Annotated in this window: 17 protein-coding genes; 8 read left to right on the top strand and 9 right to left on the bottom strand. The window is 62.6% G+C overall.

From position 1 onward, the window contains the following. A complete protein-coding gene (locus KW842_RS08775) occupies positions 1-372 on the bottom strand; it encodes a response regulator (RefSeq protein WP_218303687.1) in 372 nt (123 codons plus the stop codon). Positions 373-540: 168 nt separating this feature from the next. On the opposite strand from KW842_RS08775, the gene rpiA reads away from it, so the two are divergent. Next, entirely contained in the window at positions 541-1218 is a 678-nt protein-coding gene (gene rpiA / locus KW842_RS08770; protein WP_218303686.1) for a ribose-5-phosphate isomerase RpiA, read from the top strand. Between the two features lie 42 nt (positions 1219-1260). Here rpiA and KW842_RS08765 read toward each other — a convergent pair whose 3' ends face one another. Next, positions 1261-1533 (bottom strand): oxidative damage protection protein, encoded by a 273-nt coding sequence (locus KW842_RS08765; protein ID WP_218303685.1) that lies wholly within the window; start codon positions 1531-1533, stop codon positions 1261-1263. A gap of 35 nt (positions 1534-1568) precedes the next feature. After that, positions 1569-2879: an amino-acid N-acetyltransferase gene (argA, locus tag KW842_RS08760; RefSeq protein ID WP_218303684.1), complete on the bottom strand. Its 1311-nt coding sequence runs from the start codon at positions 2877-2879 to the stop codon at positions 1569-1571. Between the two features lie 56 nt (positions 2880-2935). Here argA and hrpA point away from each other — a divergent pair, with 56 nt between their 5' ends. Both hrpA and KW842_RS08750 read left to right on the top strand, forming a co-directional pair. Further along, a complete protein-coding gene (gene hrpA, locus KW842_RS08755) occupies positions 2936-6958 on the top strand; it encodes an ATP-dependent RNA helicase HrpA (protein WP_218303683.1) in 4023 nt (1340 codons plus the stop codon). 83 nt (positions 6959-7041) lie between these two features. After that, positions 7042-8124: a PHB depolymerase family esterase gene (locus tag KW842_RS08750; protein WP_218303682.1), complete on the top strand. Its 1083-nt coding sequence runs from the start codon at positions 7042-7044 to the stop codon at positions 8122-8124. Here the strand turns inward: KW842_RS08750 and KW842_RS08745 are convergent. Beyond that, positions 8054-8980 (bottom strand): DMT family transporter, encoded by a 927-nt coding sequence (locus KW842_RS08745; RefSeq protein WP_218303681.1) that lies wholly within the window; start codon positions 8978-8980, stop codon positions 8054-8056. The two genes, KW842_RS08750 and KW842_RS08745, sit on opposite strands and share 71 nt — an antisense overlap. After that, the gene (locus KW842_RS08740) at positions 8977-9933 is read right to left on the bottom strand and encodes a TlpA disulfide reductase family protein (protein ID WP_218303680.1); all 957 of its coding nucleotides are present in this window, start codon (positions 9931-9933) and stop codon (positions 8977-8979) included. The genes KW842_RS08745 and KW842_RS08740 overlap by 4 nt, the downstream gene beginning before the upstream one ends. 164 nt (positions 9934-10097) lie before the next feature. Here KW842_RS08740 and KW842_RS08735 point away from each other — a divergent pair, with 164 nt between their 5' ends. Further along, complete coding sequence (locus KW842_RS08735) at positions 10098-10385, top strand: type II toxin-antitoxin system RelE/ParE family toxin (protein ID WP_373925154.1); 288 nt, start codon at positions 10098-10100, stop codon at positions 10383-10385. A 9-nt stretch (positions 10386-10394) separates the two neighbouring features. After that, positions 10395-10688 carry an addiction module antidote protein gene (locus KW842_RS08730; protein WP_218303679.1) on the top strand — a complete coding sequence of 98 codons (294 nt, stop codon included), beginning with the start codon at positions 10395-10397 and terminating at the stop codon, positions 10686-10688. Here KW842_RS08730 and KW842_RS08725 read toward each other — a convergent pair. Further along, positions 10685-11935, bottom strand: a complete 1251-nt coding sequence (locus tag KW842_RS08725) for a putative Na+/H+ antiporter (protein WP_218303678.1) — start codon at positions 11933-11935, stop codon at positions 10685-10687. The two genes, KW842_RS08730 and KW842_RS08725, sit on opposite strands and share 4 nt — an antisense overlap. A gap of 113 nt (positions 11936-12048) precedes the next feature. On the opposite strand from KW842_RS08725, the gene imuA reads away from it, so the two are divergent. Genes imuA through KW842_RS08710 form a run of 3 tightly spaced genes read left to right on the top strand, consistent with a single transcriptional unit; the run spans position 12049 to position 14924 of the window. Beyond that, a complete protein-coding gene (gene imuA, locus KW842_RS08720) occupies positions 12049-12741 on the top strand; it encodes a translesion DNA synthesis-associated protein ImuA (protein ID WP_218303677.1) in 693 nt (230 codons plus the stop codon). Continuing rightward, the gene (locus KW842_RS08715) at positions 12671-14149 is read left to right on the top strand and encodes a DNA polymerase Y family protein (protein WP_218303676.1); all 1479 of its coding nucleotides are present in this window, start codon (positions 12671-12673) and stop codon (positions 14147-14149) included. The genes imuA and KW842_RS08715 overlap by 71 nt, the downstream gene beginning before the upstream one ends. Positions 14150-14165: 16 nt before the next feature. Beyond that, positions 14166-14924 carry a S9 family peptidase gene (locus tag KW842_RS08710; RefSeq protein ID WP_218303675.1) on the top strand — a complete coding sequence of 253 codons (759 nt, stop codon included), beginning with the start codon at positions 14166-14168 and terminating at the stop codon, positions 14922-14924. On the opposite strand, the gene KW842_RS08705 is transcribed toward KW842_RS08710, so the two are convergent. The 3 genes from KW842_RS08705 to KW842_RS08695 all read right to left on the bottom strand — a co-directional run bounded on the left by KW842_RS08705 (position 14921) and on the right by KW842_RS08695 (position 17882). Then, positions 14921-15259 carry a hypothetical protein gene (locus KW842_RS08705; RefSeq protein WP_218303674.1) on the bottom strand — a complete coding sequence of 113 codons (339 nt, stop codon included), beginning with the start codon at positions 15257-15259 and terminating at the stop codon, positions 14921-14923. The genes KW842_RS08710 and KW842_RS08705 overlap by 4 nt on opposite strands. Positions 15260-15275: 16 nt before the next feature. Then, the gene (locus tag KW842_RS08700; RefSeq protein WP_218303673.1) at positions 15276-15914 is read right to left on the bottom strand and encodes a glutathione S-transferase family protein; all 639 of its coding nucleotides are present in this window, start codon (positions 15912-15914) and stop codon (positions 15276-15278) included. Between the two features lie 87 nt (positions 15915-16001). Next, the gene (locus KW842_RS08695) at positions 16002-17882 is read right to left on the bottom strand and encodes a M61 family metallopeptidase (protein WP_218303672.1); all 1881 of its coding nucleotides are present in this window, start codon (positions 17880-17882) and stop codon (positions 16002-16004) included. Between the last annotated feature and the right edge of the window lie 5 nt (positions 17883-17887).

Raw genomic sequence — 17887 nt, 5'->3', positions numbered from 1 at the left:
TTATGCCGCCTCCAGCGGGGACAGCAACTGGGCGATGCGTGCTTCGGTGATCGGCTTTTCGACAAAACCAATGCCCATGGCGGTGGCGCGTTCGCGCGTGGCGGTTTGCACATTGGCGGTCAGCAGCGAGATCGGCAGGGTGGGGAACTCCTGGCGCAGCTGCTCGGCGGCGGCGATGCCGCCCATGCCTGGCATGTTCACGTCCATCAGGATCAGGTCGGGCCGGGTGCTGCGCGCTTTCAGCAGGGACTCCTCGCCGGTGCCGGCTTCCTCGACGATCCAGTCGGCATGCAGCCCGGCGATATACTGGCGCGCCATCATGCGCGAGACACGGCTGTCGTCGACTATCAGGACTGTTTTGGTGCTGGTCATGTCTCTTCCCCGGCGATCTTGTGTGCAGGTGCTGTGCATGCATTTTCGCACATCCTGTGGCATTTTTAATCACAAGTGTTGCACTTTCTGTACGCGGATTCGCGAAAAAGCGGGATGGTAAAATAGCGCCATCTGATTTTCCTCGATTTCCCCTCTTATTTATTTATCATGACCCAAGACGAACTGAAACAAGCCGTAGCCCGCTCCGCCATCGCATATGTGGTGGAAAACGAGATCATCGGCGTCGGCACCGGCTCCACCGCCAACTTCTTCATCGACGAACTGGCCAAGATCAAGGACAAGATCAAGGGTACTGTGGCATCGTCGGAAGCCACCGCCGCCCGCCTGCGCGGCCACGGCATTGAAGTCTTCGACCTGAATGACGTGCCGGAGATTGCTGTCTACATCGATGGCGCCGATGAAATCGACGCTTCGGGCGCGATGATCAAGGGCGGCGGCGCCGCGCTGACGCGTGAAAAGATTGTCGCTTCGGTCGCGAAACAGTTTGTCTGTATCGCCGACGGTTCGAAACTGGTGGACGTGATGGGCAAGTTTCCGCTGCCGGTGGAAGTGATTCCGATGGCGCGCGCTTCGGTGGCGCGTCAGCTGCTTAAGCTGGGCGGTACGCCTAAGCTGCGCCTGAAACCGGGCACGGACGAGGCGTTTGTGACCGATAACGGTGGCTATCTGCTGGATGTGGCGGGGCTGTCGATTACTGATCCGAAGGCGCTGGAAGCGCAGATCAATCAGATCGTGGGCGTGATTGCAGTGGGCCTGTTCGCCGCGCGTGGCGCGAATGTTTGCCTGCTGGGGATGGCGGAAGGCGTGAAGACGCTGACGTTCTAAGGACTGATGTTCCCCGGCCGTGGCCGGGGAGAATGGTGTAACTCAGGCGGTTGGCGGCACGTAGCCTTGTGCCGCATCGGCGCCGTCGCCGAAGAAGTGTTTTTCCATCTGTGCCGCCAGGTACTTGCGGGCGCGCTGGTCGGCCAGGTTCAGGCGGTTTTCGTTGACCAGCATGGTCTGGTGCTTGATCCATCCAGCCCAGGCTTCCTTGGAAACCTGTTCATAGATTTTCTTGCCCAGCTCACCCGGATACGGAGGAAAATCCAAGCCCTCGGCTTCCTTGTTGAGTTTAATGCATTGAACGGTGCGGGCCATGTGGGTTGCTCCTAAAGCTATCTGTAAAATAGTGATTATAAGGTCTTAATCAAAACCTGGGATTTGCGCTGCCAGTTATACATGCGTTGACGGTCCTTCGGCAGGGCGTCCACGGTGGCCGGCGCAAAGCCGCGTTTGATGAACCAGTGCGCGGTGCGGGTGGTCAGCACGAACAGCTTGTTGATGCCGAGCGCGCGGGCGCGGTTTTCCATGTGCTTGAGTATCCGGTCGCCGTCGCCCTGGCCTTGCACGTCAGGGTTGACAGTCAGGCATGCCATTTCAGCCATTTTCTGTTCCGGGAACGGATACAGCGCCGCACAGCCGAAGATCACGCCATCGTGCTCGATCACCGAGAACATCTCGATTTCGCGCTCGATCAGTTCGCGGCCGCGCTTGACCAGCGTGCCGTCGGCTTCCAGTGGTTCGATCAGCTTGATAATCCCGCCAACGTCCTCAATTGTGGCGGTGCGCAGCGATTCCAGGTTTTCGTGCGAGATCATGGTGCCCACGCCATCGTGGGTGAACAGCTCCAGCAGCGCCGAGCCGTCCATGTCGAAGGAAACGATGTGCGAGCGCTCCACGCCGTTGTCGCAGGCCTTGATGCAGTGCTTCAGGTAGAAGGCGGTGGCGTCGGGCAGGAAGCCCGCCTGCAGCACGGCTTCCGCCTGGTGCGACGACAGTTCGCGGATTTCCGCGCCGCTGGCGTCGGTCATCAGCGGGGTTTCGGTGATGAAGATCAGTTTATCGGCGTGCAGGGCGATGGCGGTGCTGCAGGCCACGTCTTCCATGGTCAGGTTGAACGCCTCGCCGGTCGGCGAGAAACCCAGCGGCGACAGCAGCACCAGACCGTCCGAACCGAGGATGGAGTGGATGGTCTCCGCGTCGACCTTGCGGGTGACGCCGGTCAGTTCCAGGTCCACGCCATTGATCACGCCAAGCGGCTTGGCGGTGATGAAGTTGCCGGAAATGATACGGATCGCCGCGTTCGACATCGGCGTGTTCGGCAAGCCCTGGCTGAACGCGGCCTCGATGTCGAGGCGCAGCTCGCCGGCGGCTTCCTTGGCGCACTCCATGGCGGCGGTGTCGGTGATCCGCACGCCGTTGTGGAAGCGGCCTTCGACGTTACGCAGGGCCAGTTGTTCGGCGACCTGCGGCCGTGAGCCGTAGATGACGGTGACGTTGATGTCCAGCGCGTGCAGCAGCGACAGGTCGTGGGCCAGCACCGGCAGGGCGCCGGCAGCCACCAGTTCACCAGGGAAGGCGACCACGAAGGTCTTGCCACGGAAAGCGTGGATGTAGGGAGCGACAGAGCGCAGCCATTGGACGAATTGGGTAGGGTTTTCCATTAGCCGCATTATAATTCGGGGCGCGACGTCCGCGCCAAATACCTTTGTAAAAAACAATGTCAGAAGCCAGCAACAAGCCAAAAACTCAGCCTAGCCGTCCACAAAAAGCGACTCCCCGTCCTGCGCAAGCGCAGAATGGCCGCTCCGGGCAGAAACCACCGCGTCCCAACCTGACGCCGGAACAGCTGGCTGCGCGCGAGGCCGAGCGCAATTTCCGCAATCCGCTGCCGCCGATCACCTTCCCGGAAGACCTGCCGGTCTCCGGCCGCCGCCACGAAATCGCCGAAGCGCTGCAAAATAATCAAGTCCTCATCGTCTCGGGTGAAACCGGTTCCGGTAAAACCACCCAGCTGCCGAAAATCTGCCTGGAACTGGGCCGTGGCCAGAAAGGCCTGATCGGCCACACCCAGCCGCGCCGTATCGCCGCGTCCTCGACCGCCAAGCGCATCGCGGCGGAACTCGGTTCGCCGCTGGGCGAACACGTCGGCTTCAAGGTCCGCTTCGCCGACACGCTGCAAAAAGGCGCCTCGGTCAAGCTGATGACCGACGGTATCTTGCTGACCGAAACGCAAAGCGACCCGCTGCTCAAGGCCTATGACACCATCATCATCGACGAGGCGCACGAACGCAGCCTGAACATCGACTTCCTGCTTGGCTACCTGAAGCAGCTGCTGCCGCGCCGTCCCGACCTGAAAATCATCATCACTTCGGCAACCATCGACGCCGACCGCTTCGCGCGCCATTTCGGCACGCCGGAGAAACCGGCGCCGGTGATCGAGGTGTCCGGCCGCCTGTACAAAGTGGAAGTGCGCTATCGCCCGATTGAAAGCGATGTGGTGAATCCGGCCGTTGCCAACGCCGAAGGCAAGGGCGCCCGCACCGCCGCCGCCCGCGAAAAGCGCGACCTGATGGACGCGGTCGTCGACGGCGTTGATGAACTGGCGCGCATCGGCGCGGGCGACATCCTGGTGTTCCTGCCTGGCGAACGCGAAATCCGCGATGTCGCCGAAGCGCTGCGCAAGCACCATCCGCCGCATGTGGAAATCCTGCCGCTGTTCGCGCGCTTGTCGGCCGAGGAGCAGGAGCGCGTGTTCCGCACCACCAACGCGCGCCGCATCGTGTTGTCCACCAACGTGGCCGAGACTTCGCTGACCGTGCCCGGCATCCGCTATGTGGTGGACGCCGGCCTGGCGCGGGTGAAGCGCTACAGCTACCGCAACAAGGTCGAGCAGTTGCAGATCGAGCCGATTGCGCAGTCGGCCGCCAACCAGCGCGCGGGCCGTTGCGGCCGTGTGGCGGATGGCGTCTGCATCCGCCTGTACGACGAGCAGGACTTCCTGCAGCGGCCGAAATTTACCGAGCCGGAAATCCTGCGTTCGTCGCTGGCCTCCGTCATCCTGCGCATGAAGACCCTGCATCTGGCCGATGTGGAGACTTTCCCGTTCATCGAACCGCCGCTGGCGCGCGCGATCGCCGACGGCTACCAGCTGCTGCAAGAGCTGGGCGCGGTCGATGAATACAATCAGATCACGCCGCTGGGCAAGAAGCTGGCCAAACTGCCGCTGGACCCGCGCGTCGGCCGCATGATCCTCGCTGCGCTGGACAACGTTTGCCTGAACGAAGTGCTGATCATCGCGTCCGCGCTGTCGGTGCAAGACCCGCGCGACCGTCCGCTGGAGCACCAGCAGGCAGCGGATGAAGCGCACAAGAAATTCGCCGACGAGAAGTCCGAATTCCTCAGCTTCGTCAAGATCTGGAACTGGTTTGAAAACGCGATTGAGCACAAGAAGACTAATCGCCAGCTGCAGGACAACTGCCGTAGCAACTTCCTGTCGCAACTGCGCTTGCGCGAGTGGCGCGACGTGCACTCGCAACTGCTGACCATCGTCAAGGAACAAGGCTGGCGCCTGAATGAAACGCCTGCTACTTATGAGAACCTGCACCTGGCGCTGCTGACTGGCCTGCTGGGCAACGTCGGCTTCAAGCAGGAAGACGATCCGGGCTTCCTCGGCGCGCGCGGCATCAAATTCAATATCTGGCCGGGTTCCTCGCTGAGCAAGAAGCCGGGCAAGTGGATCATGGCGGCGGAGCTGGTGGACACCACCCGCCTGTATGCGCGCTGCATCGCGCAGATCCAGCCGGAATGGCTGGAGAAGGTCGGCGGCCACCTGCTGAAAAAATCCTGGGGCGAACCGCGTTGGGAAAAACGGTCGGCGCAGGTCACTGCCTCCGAACGGGCGACCTTGTACGGGCTGGTGGTGTACAGCCAGCGCCGCATCAACTACGGTTTGTTCAATCCGGCCGAGGCACGTGAGATCTTCATCCGCGATGCGCTGGTTGGTGGCGATTACGAGACGCGTGCGCCTTTCTTCGTGCACAACCACAAGCTGATTAAAGAGATCGAGAACCTCGAACACAAGTCGCGCCGCCAGGACGTGCTGGTGGACGATGAGCTGATCGCCGCCTTCTACGACAAGCTGATACCGGCCGAGGTGGTGAATGGCGCCGGTTTCGAGAAGTGGCATAAGGATGTCACGGCCAATGAACCGAAGCTGCTGTTCCTGAACCGCGATGAACTGATGCGCCACGAAGCCGCCGGCGTGACCACCGATCTGTTCCCGAAAAAGATGAACGTGTCAGGCCTGGAGCTGGCGCTGACCTATCACTTCGAGCCAGGCAGTGTGCGCGATGGCGTGACGCTGGCGGTGCCGCTGTATGCGCTGAATCAGCTGTCGCGCGAACGTTGCGAGTGGCTGGTGCCGGGCATGCTGAAGGAGAAGGTGCATCTGCTGCTGAAATCCCTGCCGCAAAAGCTGCGCCGTCATTGCGTGCCGCTGCCGGAGTATGCTGCCAAGTTCTGCGAGCGCATCGAAGAGAAGCACGCATTCGGCCGGGGCGAGCTGGTTGACGCCATCATCGCCGATATCCGCGCGCAGATCACGATCATGCCGCTGACCACCGACTTCAAGCCGGAGACGCTGTCGGCCCACCACTTCATGAATTTCAAGGTGATCGACGAGCATGGCCGCCAGCTGGACATGGGCCGCAATCTCGCCACCTTGCAGGCGGAATACGGCACCCAGGCGCGCGAGAGCTTCCAGAAGATGGCGGAAGCCTCCGGCCCGCAGTCGACGGTCGCCGCCCGCGCAGTGATCCCGGCAACACCCGTCGCACCGGCGAAAGCCGGCGCCCGTGCTGAATCCGCACCGACCGCGACCAGCAACATCACCCTGACCAATCTGACCTCGTGGACCTTCGGCGAACTGCCTGAGCTACTGGAAATCGCCCAAGGCAAACTGACCTTGATCGGCTTCCCTGCGCTGGTGGACAAAGGCAGCCACTGCGACCTGGAAGTCTTCGACGACCCAACGGTCGCGGCGCGCACCCACCGCATCGGCCTGCGCCGCCTGTTCGCCTTGCAGATGAAAGACCAGATCAAGTTCATCGAAAAGAGCATCCCCAACCTGCAACAAATGGGCATGCAGTTCATGAGCATGGGCACCCAAGAGGAATTGCGCGAGCAGATCATCAATAAGGCGCTGGACATCGCCTGTCTGCAAGACCCACTGCCGATTGACGCTGCCAGCTTCGCCAAGCGCAAGGACGAAGGCAAGTCGCGCCTGGTGCTGCTGGTGAATGAGATCGCACGTCTGCTGTCGCAGGTGCTGACCGAATTCCACGGCTTGCCAAAGCGTCTGCAGGGCTTGCCGCAACAGGTGGCGCAGGATATGCAGCAGCAACTGCAAGGCTTGGTGCACAAGCGCTTCCTGCAAGAGAATGAATACAGCCAGCTGTCGCATTTCCCGCGCTATCTGAAGGCGATGAATGTGCGGATGGAAAAGCTGCGTGGCGATCCGGCGCGCGATACCAAACTGATGGCCGAATGGCAGCAGGCCGCCGCAGCCTATCTGCGCGTGAGCCGCGATAAATCGGCTGGCAAGAACACCGATCCGAAAATGGTGGAATTCCGCTGGATGCTGGAAGAACTGCGCGTGTCGCTGTTTGCGCAGGAACTGAGGACGCCGATGCCGGTATCGGCCAAGCGTTTGCAGAAAGTATGGGAGTCGATGCTGCGTTAACAACGTTAGCGCGTTAAGCGCGTTAGCGAACGCGCGGCTGCGCTGCTTTCCGGTAGACTGATTTGCAACAGGAGGACGTTGCGATGGCTAAGACCGGAAAGCTGCTACGTAGTCTGATCCGCGCCGGCACGCGCACCGCCAAGCTATTCGCCGCCGCCACGGCGCCGCCTAAGCCACCCAAGCCGCGTAAACCGCGTGCCGCCAAACCAGGTGCCACCTCCAGCGCATCCGCCGCGCCATTGGCCGTTCGCGCCACGCGCCCGGTTCGTACGGTGGCGAGCGCACCATCGCCTGCCGTCGCGCCGGGGAAATGGCTTTCAGGCTATGTGCCGAACGCAGTCGGGCAGCGTATGAACTACTGGCTTTACTTGCCAGACAATCGCTCTGAAAAAGGCATGCCGCTAGTCGTCATGCTGCACGGCTGCCAGCAAACCGCCACCCAATTTGCGCAAGGTACGCGCATGAACCTGCATGCCGAGAAAATGGGCTGCGCCGTTCTCTATCCGCAGCAATCGGCCAGCAGCCATCCGCACCGCTGCTGGAAATGGTATGAGCGCGCCACGCAGGAAGGTGGTGGAGATGTCCCAACCATCATCAGCATCATCCACAAAGTGCTGACGCAGTACGACATCGACCGCTCGCGCATTTACGTCGCAGGCATCTCGGCGGGTGCCGGAATGGCCCACATCCTCGCACTAAACCATCCAGGCCTGTTTGCCGCCATCGGCCTGCATTCAGGCCCCGTGTTCGGTGCGGGACACAGCTCACTGGGCGCACTGAGCGTCATGAAGCACGGCGCCCTCGGCATGAATGCCGACATCGCTGCCCACGCGATCCTGCAACGCCATCAGCAATTCCCCGGCATGCCCGCGATACTGTTTCAGGGCGAGAGCGACAACGTCGTCAAATCCATCAACCAGATCGAGCTGACGCGCCAAAGCCTGCTGCTGAATCGCCTGTCAGCACCAGCCAAGCTCACAGAAAAACGCCACTACCGCCTGCTCGACTACTACGAAGGCCGCAAACTCATGCTGCGCGTCGCCCAGGTCGAAAAGCTGGAGCACGCCTGGAGCGGCGGTGACGCCTCACTCAAATTCAATGACCGTTCCGGCCCGAATGCAAGCAAGATGATGCTGGGGTTTTTCGCTCGTCATCGCCGCGTTTGAATACACCGGTGGTTAGCGCCGTACCTGCGACGATCAGCGCTGCGCCACGCGCCATCTTCGCGCTGAACACCTCATCCAGAAACAGCACGCCCCACAGCACGCCAAACGCCGGCACCAGGAAAGGCACGGCCATCGTCTTCGCCGCGCCGATACGCGCAATCAAGCGGAAGAACAGCACATAGGCCAACGCCGTGCTGGCAACCGTCAATGCCAGCAACGCCAGCCACGCTTGCGTCGACGGCATGGTTGCCGGACGCCAGACCAGTGCTGGAACCGCCAGCACCATCGCGGAACTGAGCTGGCTGCCGGCTGCCACGGCAAAAGGATCGACATGCGCGAGGCGCTGCTTGCTGTAGTGGGCGGAGAAGGCATATAACATGGTCGCCGCCACACAGGCCAGCACCGCCCAGGCAGTCGCGCCATTCTTGTAGCCCGCACCATCCCACACCAGCCATGTCACGCCAACGAAGCCCAGCGCCAGGCTCGCCGCGCGTGCCGCATCGATGCGTTCTCCTATCCACAGCCAGCCGATGATGGCCGCGTACAAAGGCGTGGCGGCATTGAAGATCGCCGACAGGCTGGCATTGATGCTTAGCGCCGCATAGCCAAACAGCAGGAAGGGCAGCGTGCAATTGCTCATGCCGACCAGCGCGATGCGCCGCCAGTTCTCGCGCAGTGCCGCCAGCCTGCCATCGCGCCTTGCCAGCAGCGGCAACAGCAGCAGCGCGGCGCCGGCTGCGCGCGCGCCCGCCATCGTCAGTGCGCCGAACTCGCCCGCGCCAACGCGCATGAACAGATACGATGCGCCCCATAAGGCCGCAAGCGTCAGCAGGCTGGCGAGATCTGCTTGCTTCATGGCGTAGTTACTTTGCTGATGCGGCCTTGCCCATCCAGCGTGATGACCGTCGGGATGTTCTGCACGCCGAAGGCGCGGAAGACATCGCCGTTTTCATCCAGCGCGAGCGGAATGGTGGTGCGATGTTGCTTGGCATAGTCGGCTAGTTCGGCACGCGAGGTCCATAGCGGTGATGAGATGGCCAGCCATTCGCTGCCGCGTTCTTTGGACAGCTTCTCGCTTTCGATGCGTACCCGCTCGCAAGCGGCGGAAACGGCGGGGCGGGTGTCGCGCAGATAGGATACGCACCATGGCGAGAAGAACACCAGCGTGCGCGGCTTGCCTGGGCCGAACGACAGCTTCTTGCCGGCCAGCGTGGTGATGCTGATGCCTGTCACGCGGTCGCCGGTTTTAAAGGTCGCCGGTGCGCTGCCTTGCGGAGTCAGCGGAATCGCGCCGGCGGCAGGTTTGGTGGTGGCGACTTTTTCCAGCGCATCGCGCAAGGCTTTGTCGTCCAGATGGCCGACATGCACGATGCGGCCACTGGCGTCGATGATCACATGCTGCGGCGTGACGCGCAGATTCAGCTTGCCGGCCAGGCTGCCGTCGTCAATCACCACCGGCATGTGCAGCTTGTATTTCGCCTGGAAGGCGCGCACGTCGGCTTCGGTTTCGCTGTAGCCGGTATTTACCGCCACCACCGCGATGCGCTTGCTGTACTGCTGATACAGCTTTTCAAATTCCGGCGCTTGCTCGTTGCACGGCTTGCACCAGGTTGCCCAGAACTTCAGATACACCGGCTGCTTGCCGTACAGCGCCGCCAGATCGATGCGCTGGCCATCAATTGACGTCAGCGTGGCTGCCGGTCCTGGCTGACCGATCAAAGTCTTCCCCGCGCGCTGCGCCCGCTGAGTTCCATCGTCCGCATGCGCCAGCCCGCACAACAACATCAACACCGCAGCCCATTTCATCATCCATCCCCAATCAGTTAAACATCAACCCATCGTACGCAGGACGTGGTGCAACCAAAAGGTGCAAGAACCGTCTAAACGACTAGGCCATGACGATGATCAAAACAGACGAGTTTTTGGCAAATAGAATCGTCCTTGTTATGTCGTATCCCATGGAATACAATTTAATGGACGTTCTACAGACATCAGATTTCAGTTCTTGGTTTAGCGGAATCAAGGATAAGAAGGCCAAGGTTCGCATTCAAGTGCGGATTGATCGCGCCGAGGACGGTAATTTTGGCGACCATAAGTTTGTTGGCGCAGGCGTATCGGAGATGCGAATTGACTATGGACCTGGCTATCGCGTGTATTACACCCTCCGTGGGGACGTGTTGATTATCCTTTTGGCAGGCGGAGATAAGTCCTCTCAGATAAAGGACATCAAGAAAGCTCGAATACTGGCAGCGAAAGTGTAAGGAGGGGGTATGTCGCTTAAGCTAAGGAAATGGGATAGCGTTGAACATCTCAACAGCAAGGAGGATATTGCTTTGTATTTTGATGCGTGTCTCGAAGAGGCGGGGGATGATGTCGCGTTTATTGCCAAGGCTTTAGGTCATATCGCGCGGGCGCATGGGATGACGCAGTTGGCGAGCGATACTGGACTTGGCCGGGAAAGTTTGTACAAAGCCCTCTCTGAAGAGGGCAACCCAAGCTTTGCCACGATTCTGAAAGTGACGCGCGCGCTGGGATTGCAGCTGCGCGTCTCCATCGCCGCTTAAAGCAACAGGAAGGCGATGGCAGCGACGGCGGTGGGGGCGAGGGCGCCGGCTAGCAGGCCGAGGGCGCCGATGGATTGGTCGCGGAAGCCGCTACGCAGCAGCGCGGCGCCGGCCGGGTTGGGGGCGTTGGCGATGACTGTCAGGCCGCCGCCGGTGACGGCGCCCGCCATCAGCATGTATTGCGCTTCGGCCGGGATGCCGTCGATCAGCGAGCCGAGATAGGTCAGCGCGGCGTTGTCGGTAATCGCGGTCAGGCTCATGGCGCCGAAGAACAGGGCCAGCGGCGACAGGCTTTCCACAATCGGCTGCAACCACCATTGCTGCATCCCTCCCAGTACCACCAGCCCGGCCAGGAAGAAGCCGACCAGCAGGCCTTCCTTGATGATCAGCGGGCTTTGATAGCGGGGGTAGGCCGTGGTGAATCCCAGGAACAGCATGAACAGGCCCAGGAACAGCACCGGATGATGGCCCAGCGCCACCACCGCCGCCAGGAAGCCGAGATGGATTAGTGTCACCGCCAGCGGCACCGTGGGTGCGGCCGAGGCCGCGCTGTCAGCCGGCGCTTGCAGGTGCTTGCGCAGCATGAAGCTGATCACGCTGGCGTTGACCAGCACCGCCAGCGCCGCCTTCCAGCCGAAATGCGCGGCCATGTAGGCGGTATCCCATTGCCAGGTGGCGGCTACCATCAACACCGGCGGCGCGGCATAGGAAGTCAGCATGCCGCCGATGGAGATATTGACGAACAGCACGCCCAGCGCCGCATACTTGAGCCATTCCGGCATGCCGTCGCGGAAGATCAGCGGCGCCAGCATCAGCGCGGCCAGCGTCATCGCGGCCGGCTCGGTGATCAGCGAACCGGTCAGCGGCACCAGCGCCAGGCCCAGCCAGACCAGCGCCAGTTCGGTCTGCACCGGCATCCGTCTGGCCAGCGCCAGTAGCACGCGCTGCACGATGTCCAGCACCGGACGCGAGGCCGCCACCACCATCACCGCAAACACAAACAGCGGCTCGGTGTAATGGCGCGATTCGGCGTAGGCGATGGCGGCCTGGCCGCCGTTGAGCAGGGCCAGCGCGAGCATCAGAACAAACGCCCAGAAACCAAACACCACCTCCACCTCGCCCAGCAGATGGAACAGCCCGGCGTGGCGCGGATAGCGGTGCGACAGCAGTGCGAAAGACTTGGCGGCAAAGGTGTGCAGCAGCGCCAGGCCGAATAGAACGGCGCCCACCAGTTGTATCGTTTGCAAAGTGCTTCCTTCAATCATTATTCTGATGCCATGGTACAGCAAGGCAGATAAGGCTTGCCAAATTCCGGTGTGAAGAGTACTGTGTATTTATACAGTATTTGCGGTACAATACCATGACACACCCGGAAACCCTGCACCCGTCGCTATGGCGGGCGGATCAGCTCGCCCAAAGCGCCACGCGCTGCATGGACACCGGCTTTGCCGCCTTGTCCGCGCAGTTGCCCGGCGGCGGCTGGCCGCTGGGCACGCTGATCGACCTGCTGGTGCAGCAACACGGCATCGGCGAGTTGCGTTTGCTGCAGCCGGCGCTGGCCGCGCTGGGCAAGCGCCCGATTGTGCTGTTGCAGCCGCCGCATGCGCCACAGGCGCTGGCGCTGGCGGCGCTGGGGCTGGAACCGTCGCAGCTGCTGTGGGTGCGCAGCGGCGCCAGGGAAAGCGATGCGCTGTGGGCCGCCGAGCAAATCCTGCGCAGCGGCTGCTGTGGCGCGCTGCTGTTCTGGCAAAAGCAGATGCGCGCTGAAACCTTGCGCCGGCTACACCTGGCGGCGCAAAGCGGCGAGTCCTTGTTCTGCATGCTGCGGCCGCTGGCGGCGGTGCGCGAAGCCTCGCCGGCGCCGTTGCGCTTGTCGCTGAAGCCGGCAGCGGGCGGCGTCGACATCGGCTTTGTCAAACGTCGCGGGCCGCAGCGTGATACCCCATTATTTTTACCGTTAACTCCTGCCTTGCTTCAACGCCATGCGCCTCTGGATCGCTCTACACCTGCCACGGCTGCCGCTCGAAGTATTCAGCCCACGCTGGTCAACTGATCAGTGCACGGTGGTGCTGGAGCAGGAACGAGTGGCCGCCATGTCGGAGCTGGCGCACGACGCTGGCGTACGTCTGAATATGCGGCGCGGCGGCGCCATCATGCTGGCGCCGCAATCGCAGTTCCAGCAGCGCTCGCTGCCGCTGGAAGCGGAAGCACTGCAAGCGGTGGCGCTGGCGCTGCTGCAATTCACGCCCCAGCTGGCGCAAGCAGAAGAGGCCACGCTGCTGCTGGATGTCGGCGCCAGCCTGCGGCTGTTTGGCGGCATCCGTGCGCTCTGTCACAAGGTGGCGGACAGCGTGCGCGCGCTGGGCTTTACCGGCGCGCTGAGTTGCGCGCCTACCGCGCGCGGCGCCTGGCTGCTGGCGCGCAGCGATGCGGGGAGAGCGCTGACGATGGCGTCGCTGGAGCGCCGCCTGGAGGTGCTGCCGGTGGGCCTGCTGCCGCCGGCGCGCGCCTATCTGGACTGGATGGAAGGCATAGGCTGCCTGACGCTGGGCACGCTGCGCCGGCTGCCGCGCCCCGGCTTGCAGCGCCGTTGCGGCCGTGGCCTGCTGGACATGCTGGACGATGCGCATGGCGCCCGTCCCGAGCTGCATCAATGGTTGCAGCCGCCGGCCAGCTTCCACGCCAGGCTGGAGCTGTTTGACCGGGTGGAAAATGCGGCAGCGCTGTTGTTCGGCGCACACCGCCTGCTGCTGCAACTGACCGGCTGGCTGTGCGCACGGCAGCTGGCGGTGGAGCGCATCCAGCTGCTGCTGGAGCACGAGCGGGGCCGTATCGCCGGCCCGCCCACCGTCATTGAGATCGTGCTGGCCGAGCCGACCTGGAAAGACGGTCATCTGTTGCGGCTGCTGAAAGAGCGCCTGGCCAAGCAGGTACTGGACGCGCCGGTGATCGGTTTGCGGCTGGAAGCGCCGCAGGTGCAGGCGATGGCGCCGCCCAGCGACTCGCTATTCCCCGAGCCGGGCGGCAGCAAGGAAGACTGGCAGCGCCTGCTGGAACTGCTGGCCGCGCGGCTCGGCGCGGAGAATGTGTTACAGGCCGCGCCCAGCGCCGACTATCGGCCCGAGCAGGCAAATGTGTGGCGCAGCATACAGGAGAAAATCCGCCCGGCCGACGCCCGCGCCCAGTTGCCGCCGGACCTGACCAGCCTGCCGCGTCCGGCCTGGCTGCTACCGCAGCCGATACCGTTGCTGATGCGCGACCACCGGCCTTATTACGGCTCGCCGCTGCGCATCCGTTCCAGCGCTGAGCGGATCGAGGCCGGCTGGTGGGGCACGATGCAAAGCCGCGACTATTTCATGGCCGAGGGCGAAGACCATGCGCATTACTGGCTGTTCAGGGAGCGCGACCCCTCCGCCAGGAACCGCGAACCGCGCTGGTATCTTCACGGCCTGTTCGGCTAGGTGATACAGTACGCCCATGAAATCACAACGACTGGAATTCATCGGCGCCCATGGGCACAAGCTGGCCGCACGGCTGGATGGCCCGGAGGGAGAAGTGCGCTCCTACGCACTGTTCGCCCACTGCTTTACCTGCGGCAAAGACGTGCTGGCCGCCCGGCGCGTGGCGGAAGCGTTGACCGAGCACGGCATCGCCGTGCTGCGCTTTGACTTTACCGGTCTGGGCGCGAGTGAAGGGGAGTTTGCCAATACTAATTTCTCCTCCAATCTGGAGGACCTGGTGGCGGCCGCTGACTTCATGCGCGCGGCCGGACAGGCGCCGTCGCTGCTGATCGGCCACAGCCTGGGCGGTGCGGCGGTGCTGGCTGCAGCGGCGCAGATGCCCGAGGTGCAAGCCATCGCCACCATTGCCGCGCCCGCGCATCCGGTCTACGTGACCGGCATGTTTGGCAAGCATCTGGAACAAATCGAAAGAGAGGGCGAGGCAGAGGTGCAACTGGCGGGCCGTCCTTTCCGCATCAAGCAACAGTTTGTTGACGATGCGGGCGGGCATGATTTAAAGCTGCAGATTGCCGCCTTGCGACGGGCGCTGCTGGTGATGCATGCGCCGGGCGACGATACGGTCAGCCTGGGCAATGCGATGGAAATTTTCACCGCCGCCAAGCATCCCAAAAGTTTTGTCTCGCTGGACGACGCCGACCACTTGCTCACCCGGCGTGAGGATGCGGTCTATGTCGCCAATCTGATTGCGGCCTGGGCCGGCCGCTACCTGTTTTAAAAGTCTTCCGACAGGTCTTTCCAGCCCTTGCTGGCGGCGAAGGCGTTGAATTCATCGGGCGTGTCCAGCACCAACAGGCGGCTTTCCTGCAGCACCGGGTCGCCGGCGACCAGGTCCGGGCCTTTGTAGCCGACGCTGCGCAGCTGCGCGACCACGGTGGCGATCAGCGCCTTGTCTTTGTGCAAGCCGCTGATGGGCGCTTTGAAATCCACGTAGACCTCGATCGCACCGTAACCTTCGTCGAAGATGCGGATCGCCTTGGCGTCGTGGGCACGGCCGGAGCCGTCGGTGGCCTTGAAGGGGCCGCTGAGCTGGATGTCGGTGTCATTGTTCATGGGCGCAGCATACAGCTTAGTCCACTTTCGGTAAAGCCATGCCGCGCTGCACGGCCGGGCGCGCGCCTATCATCTTCAGCCAGCGTTGCAGCTGCGGCTTGCGTGCCAGCTGCTCGCCCAGCACCGGCTGCATTTTGTCCAGCACTGCCACGGTCCACGGATAGCAGGCAATGTCGGCAATGCTGTAAGCGTCACCGGCGATGTAGGCGTGCTTGGCCAGCTGCTTGTCCATCACACCCAGCAGGCGGTCCGCTTCCTCGACGAAATGGGCGATGGCGAGCTGCGATTTTTCTTCCGAGCGCACGGCAAAGAAACCGGCCTGGCCCAGCATAGGACCGAGCCCGCCGATCTGCCAGTGCAGCCATTCCAGCACCTTGTAGCGTTCCGGGCCGGAGGCGGGCAGCAGCTTGCCTGTGCGCTCGGCCAGATAGGTCAGGATGGCGCCGCTTTCGAACATGCTGAAGCTGTTGCCGTTGCTGTCCGTTTCGACGATGGCAGGGATTTTGTTATTCGGGGAGATGGCCAGGAATTCCGGCTTGAACTGCTCGCCCTTGCTGATGTCGACTGCCAGGATATCGTATTCCAGGCCCAGCTCTTCCAGCATGATGGGGATCTTGCGCCCGTTGGGCGTGGTCCAGGTATGCAAGGTCAGCATGTGTGGTCCTCCGGATGAATTCTCGTAACGATAATCCATCCGGCCGCAATGCCGCGCCCTGTACAAGCGGACGCGGCGTGACGCTGCTTATTTCAGCGGCTTGAGGATGTCCGTCAGGCGATCCGGTGTGCCCTTGATGCGCTCCAGGCGCGGGTATTTCAGGCCGTCGTGGTAGTCCAGCGCCACGGTTTTGTACAGATTGCCTTTTTTGACCAGCAGGTTGATCGGCTCCTTCGCGGTCTTGGCCGCCGTGATGGCCGCGCGCAGCAGCTCGGCTTTGTAGGCGCGGCCGTTCACTGCCAGCAGCGTGGTGTTGCCCGACAGGCCGGCCTTAAAGCCCACGCCTTCCCAGATGAAGGATTCCAGCTTGCCTTCCGCGCTAACCGAGAAGCCCAGCGAGTACTGGAAGTTGGCCGATTTGCTCAGATCTTCCTGCGCCTTGAGGAATTCGGTCTGCTTGTCGGCGTACACCAGCTTCCAGCCGGCGCGCGCCAGGCCGTCCAGCGGTGCGCCGGGGCCGTTGCTGTCGACGCGGCTGCGCAGGAAGGCGGCCCAGTCATAAGGCTGGACACTGTTGAGTGTTTTCACCACTTCGTCAAAGGTGTAATGCTTGGCGACATACATGCCGTCGTCGACGCCGAAGAAGGCGCGCGCGAAATCGTTCAGCGAACGCTTGTCGCCGGACAGTTCGCGGATCTTGGTGTCGGCGTCCAGCCAGATCAGCTGGCCTTCCTGGTAGTAGTCCTCGCCGCGCTGCCAGTTGTTCCATACCTGCGGACGGCGGGCGTTGACGATAGGATCGTAGGTGGTGTCCTGCACCGCGCGCCATTCGCGGCCCTTGACGTTGTCCAGGCGGGCGGCCGAGGCAGCCAGCTGGTCGCGGGTGTGCTCAGGATTGATCAGGCCGGAACGGGCGGCCAGCACCGCGCCCCAGTATTGGGTCTGGCCTTCATACACCCACAGCAGGGTGTTGTCGAGCGGGGTGTTGAAGTTCGGCACGTCCTGGCCGTCCGGACGGCGGAACTTGCCATTCCACGAGTGGGTGAATTCATGCGGCAGCAGCTCGCGGCGCGCTTCGTATTTTTTCCATTCGGTGAAGTAGCCCTGCTTGACGCCGTTCTCGCTGGACTGGTGATGCTCGCGGCCGATGCCGCCGAATTCATCGCTGATGGCCAGCAGGAAGTCATAGTGCTTGTAATGCTTGGCGTTGAACAGCTTGTAGGCTTGCTGGATCAGCTCGCGGTGCGGCGCGATCTGTTCCGGCGTCGCTTCCAGCTGTTCGGCGCTGTCGGCCACCAGGTTCAGGTGCACCGGCAGCTTGGCGCCCGGATCGAGGTCGATGCGGCGGAAGTAGCGGCCGGCAAACAGCGGCGAGTCGAGCAGGGTTTCCAGGTCGAGCGGCTTGAAGGCGATCTGATCGCCCTTGCGCTCGGCCACTTCCAGCGCGCTGCCGAACTGCCAGCCCGGCGGCACGGTCAGGTTGGGCTGCACGGTGATGTTGCGGCTGCGGTAGCCGGCCGGATACAGCGCCAGCGATTGCCACTGCACGCCCAGGATGTCATTGGTGAAGGTGGTGCGGCCCTGGTTGGCCTCGACCGGCGACACGTACTGGAATTCCACGTCCACCGAGCTGGCGCCGTTCGGCACCTCGATGCTAAAGGCCCATACGTCGAGCGGATCACGCTTCCATTGCAGCGGCTTGCCGCCGGTGCTGACCTTGAGGCCGGCGAACTGGTTCAGCGCGCCGCTCGGGCCGTGGTTGGCCACCACCCATTGCGGATACAGCAGGGTCAGTTTGCCTGGCTGGGCCGGGATGTTCTGGGTGACGCGGAAGATCTGTTGCGCATTATTGGTGGCGTCCACTTTCAGCACGATGGTGCCCGGATAGGGCTGTTCGGAAATGGAAGCTGCCTGGGCGCTGAGGGCGGTAGCCAGCAGGCCGGCAAGTACGGCACGAGTCAGGGACATAATTG

It is taken from the genome of Duganella sp. sic0402, assembly GCF_019219065.1.
Taxonomy (GTDB): Bacteria; Pseudomonadota; Gammaproteobacteria; order Burkholderiales; family Burkholderiaceae_D; genus Rugamonas.
This window is presented reverse-complemented; position numbering and strand designations above follow the sequence as displayed.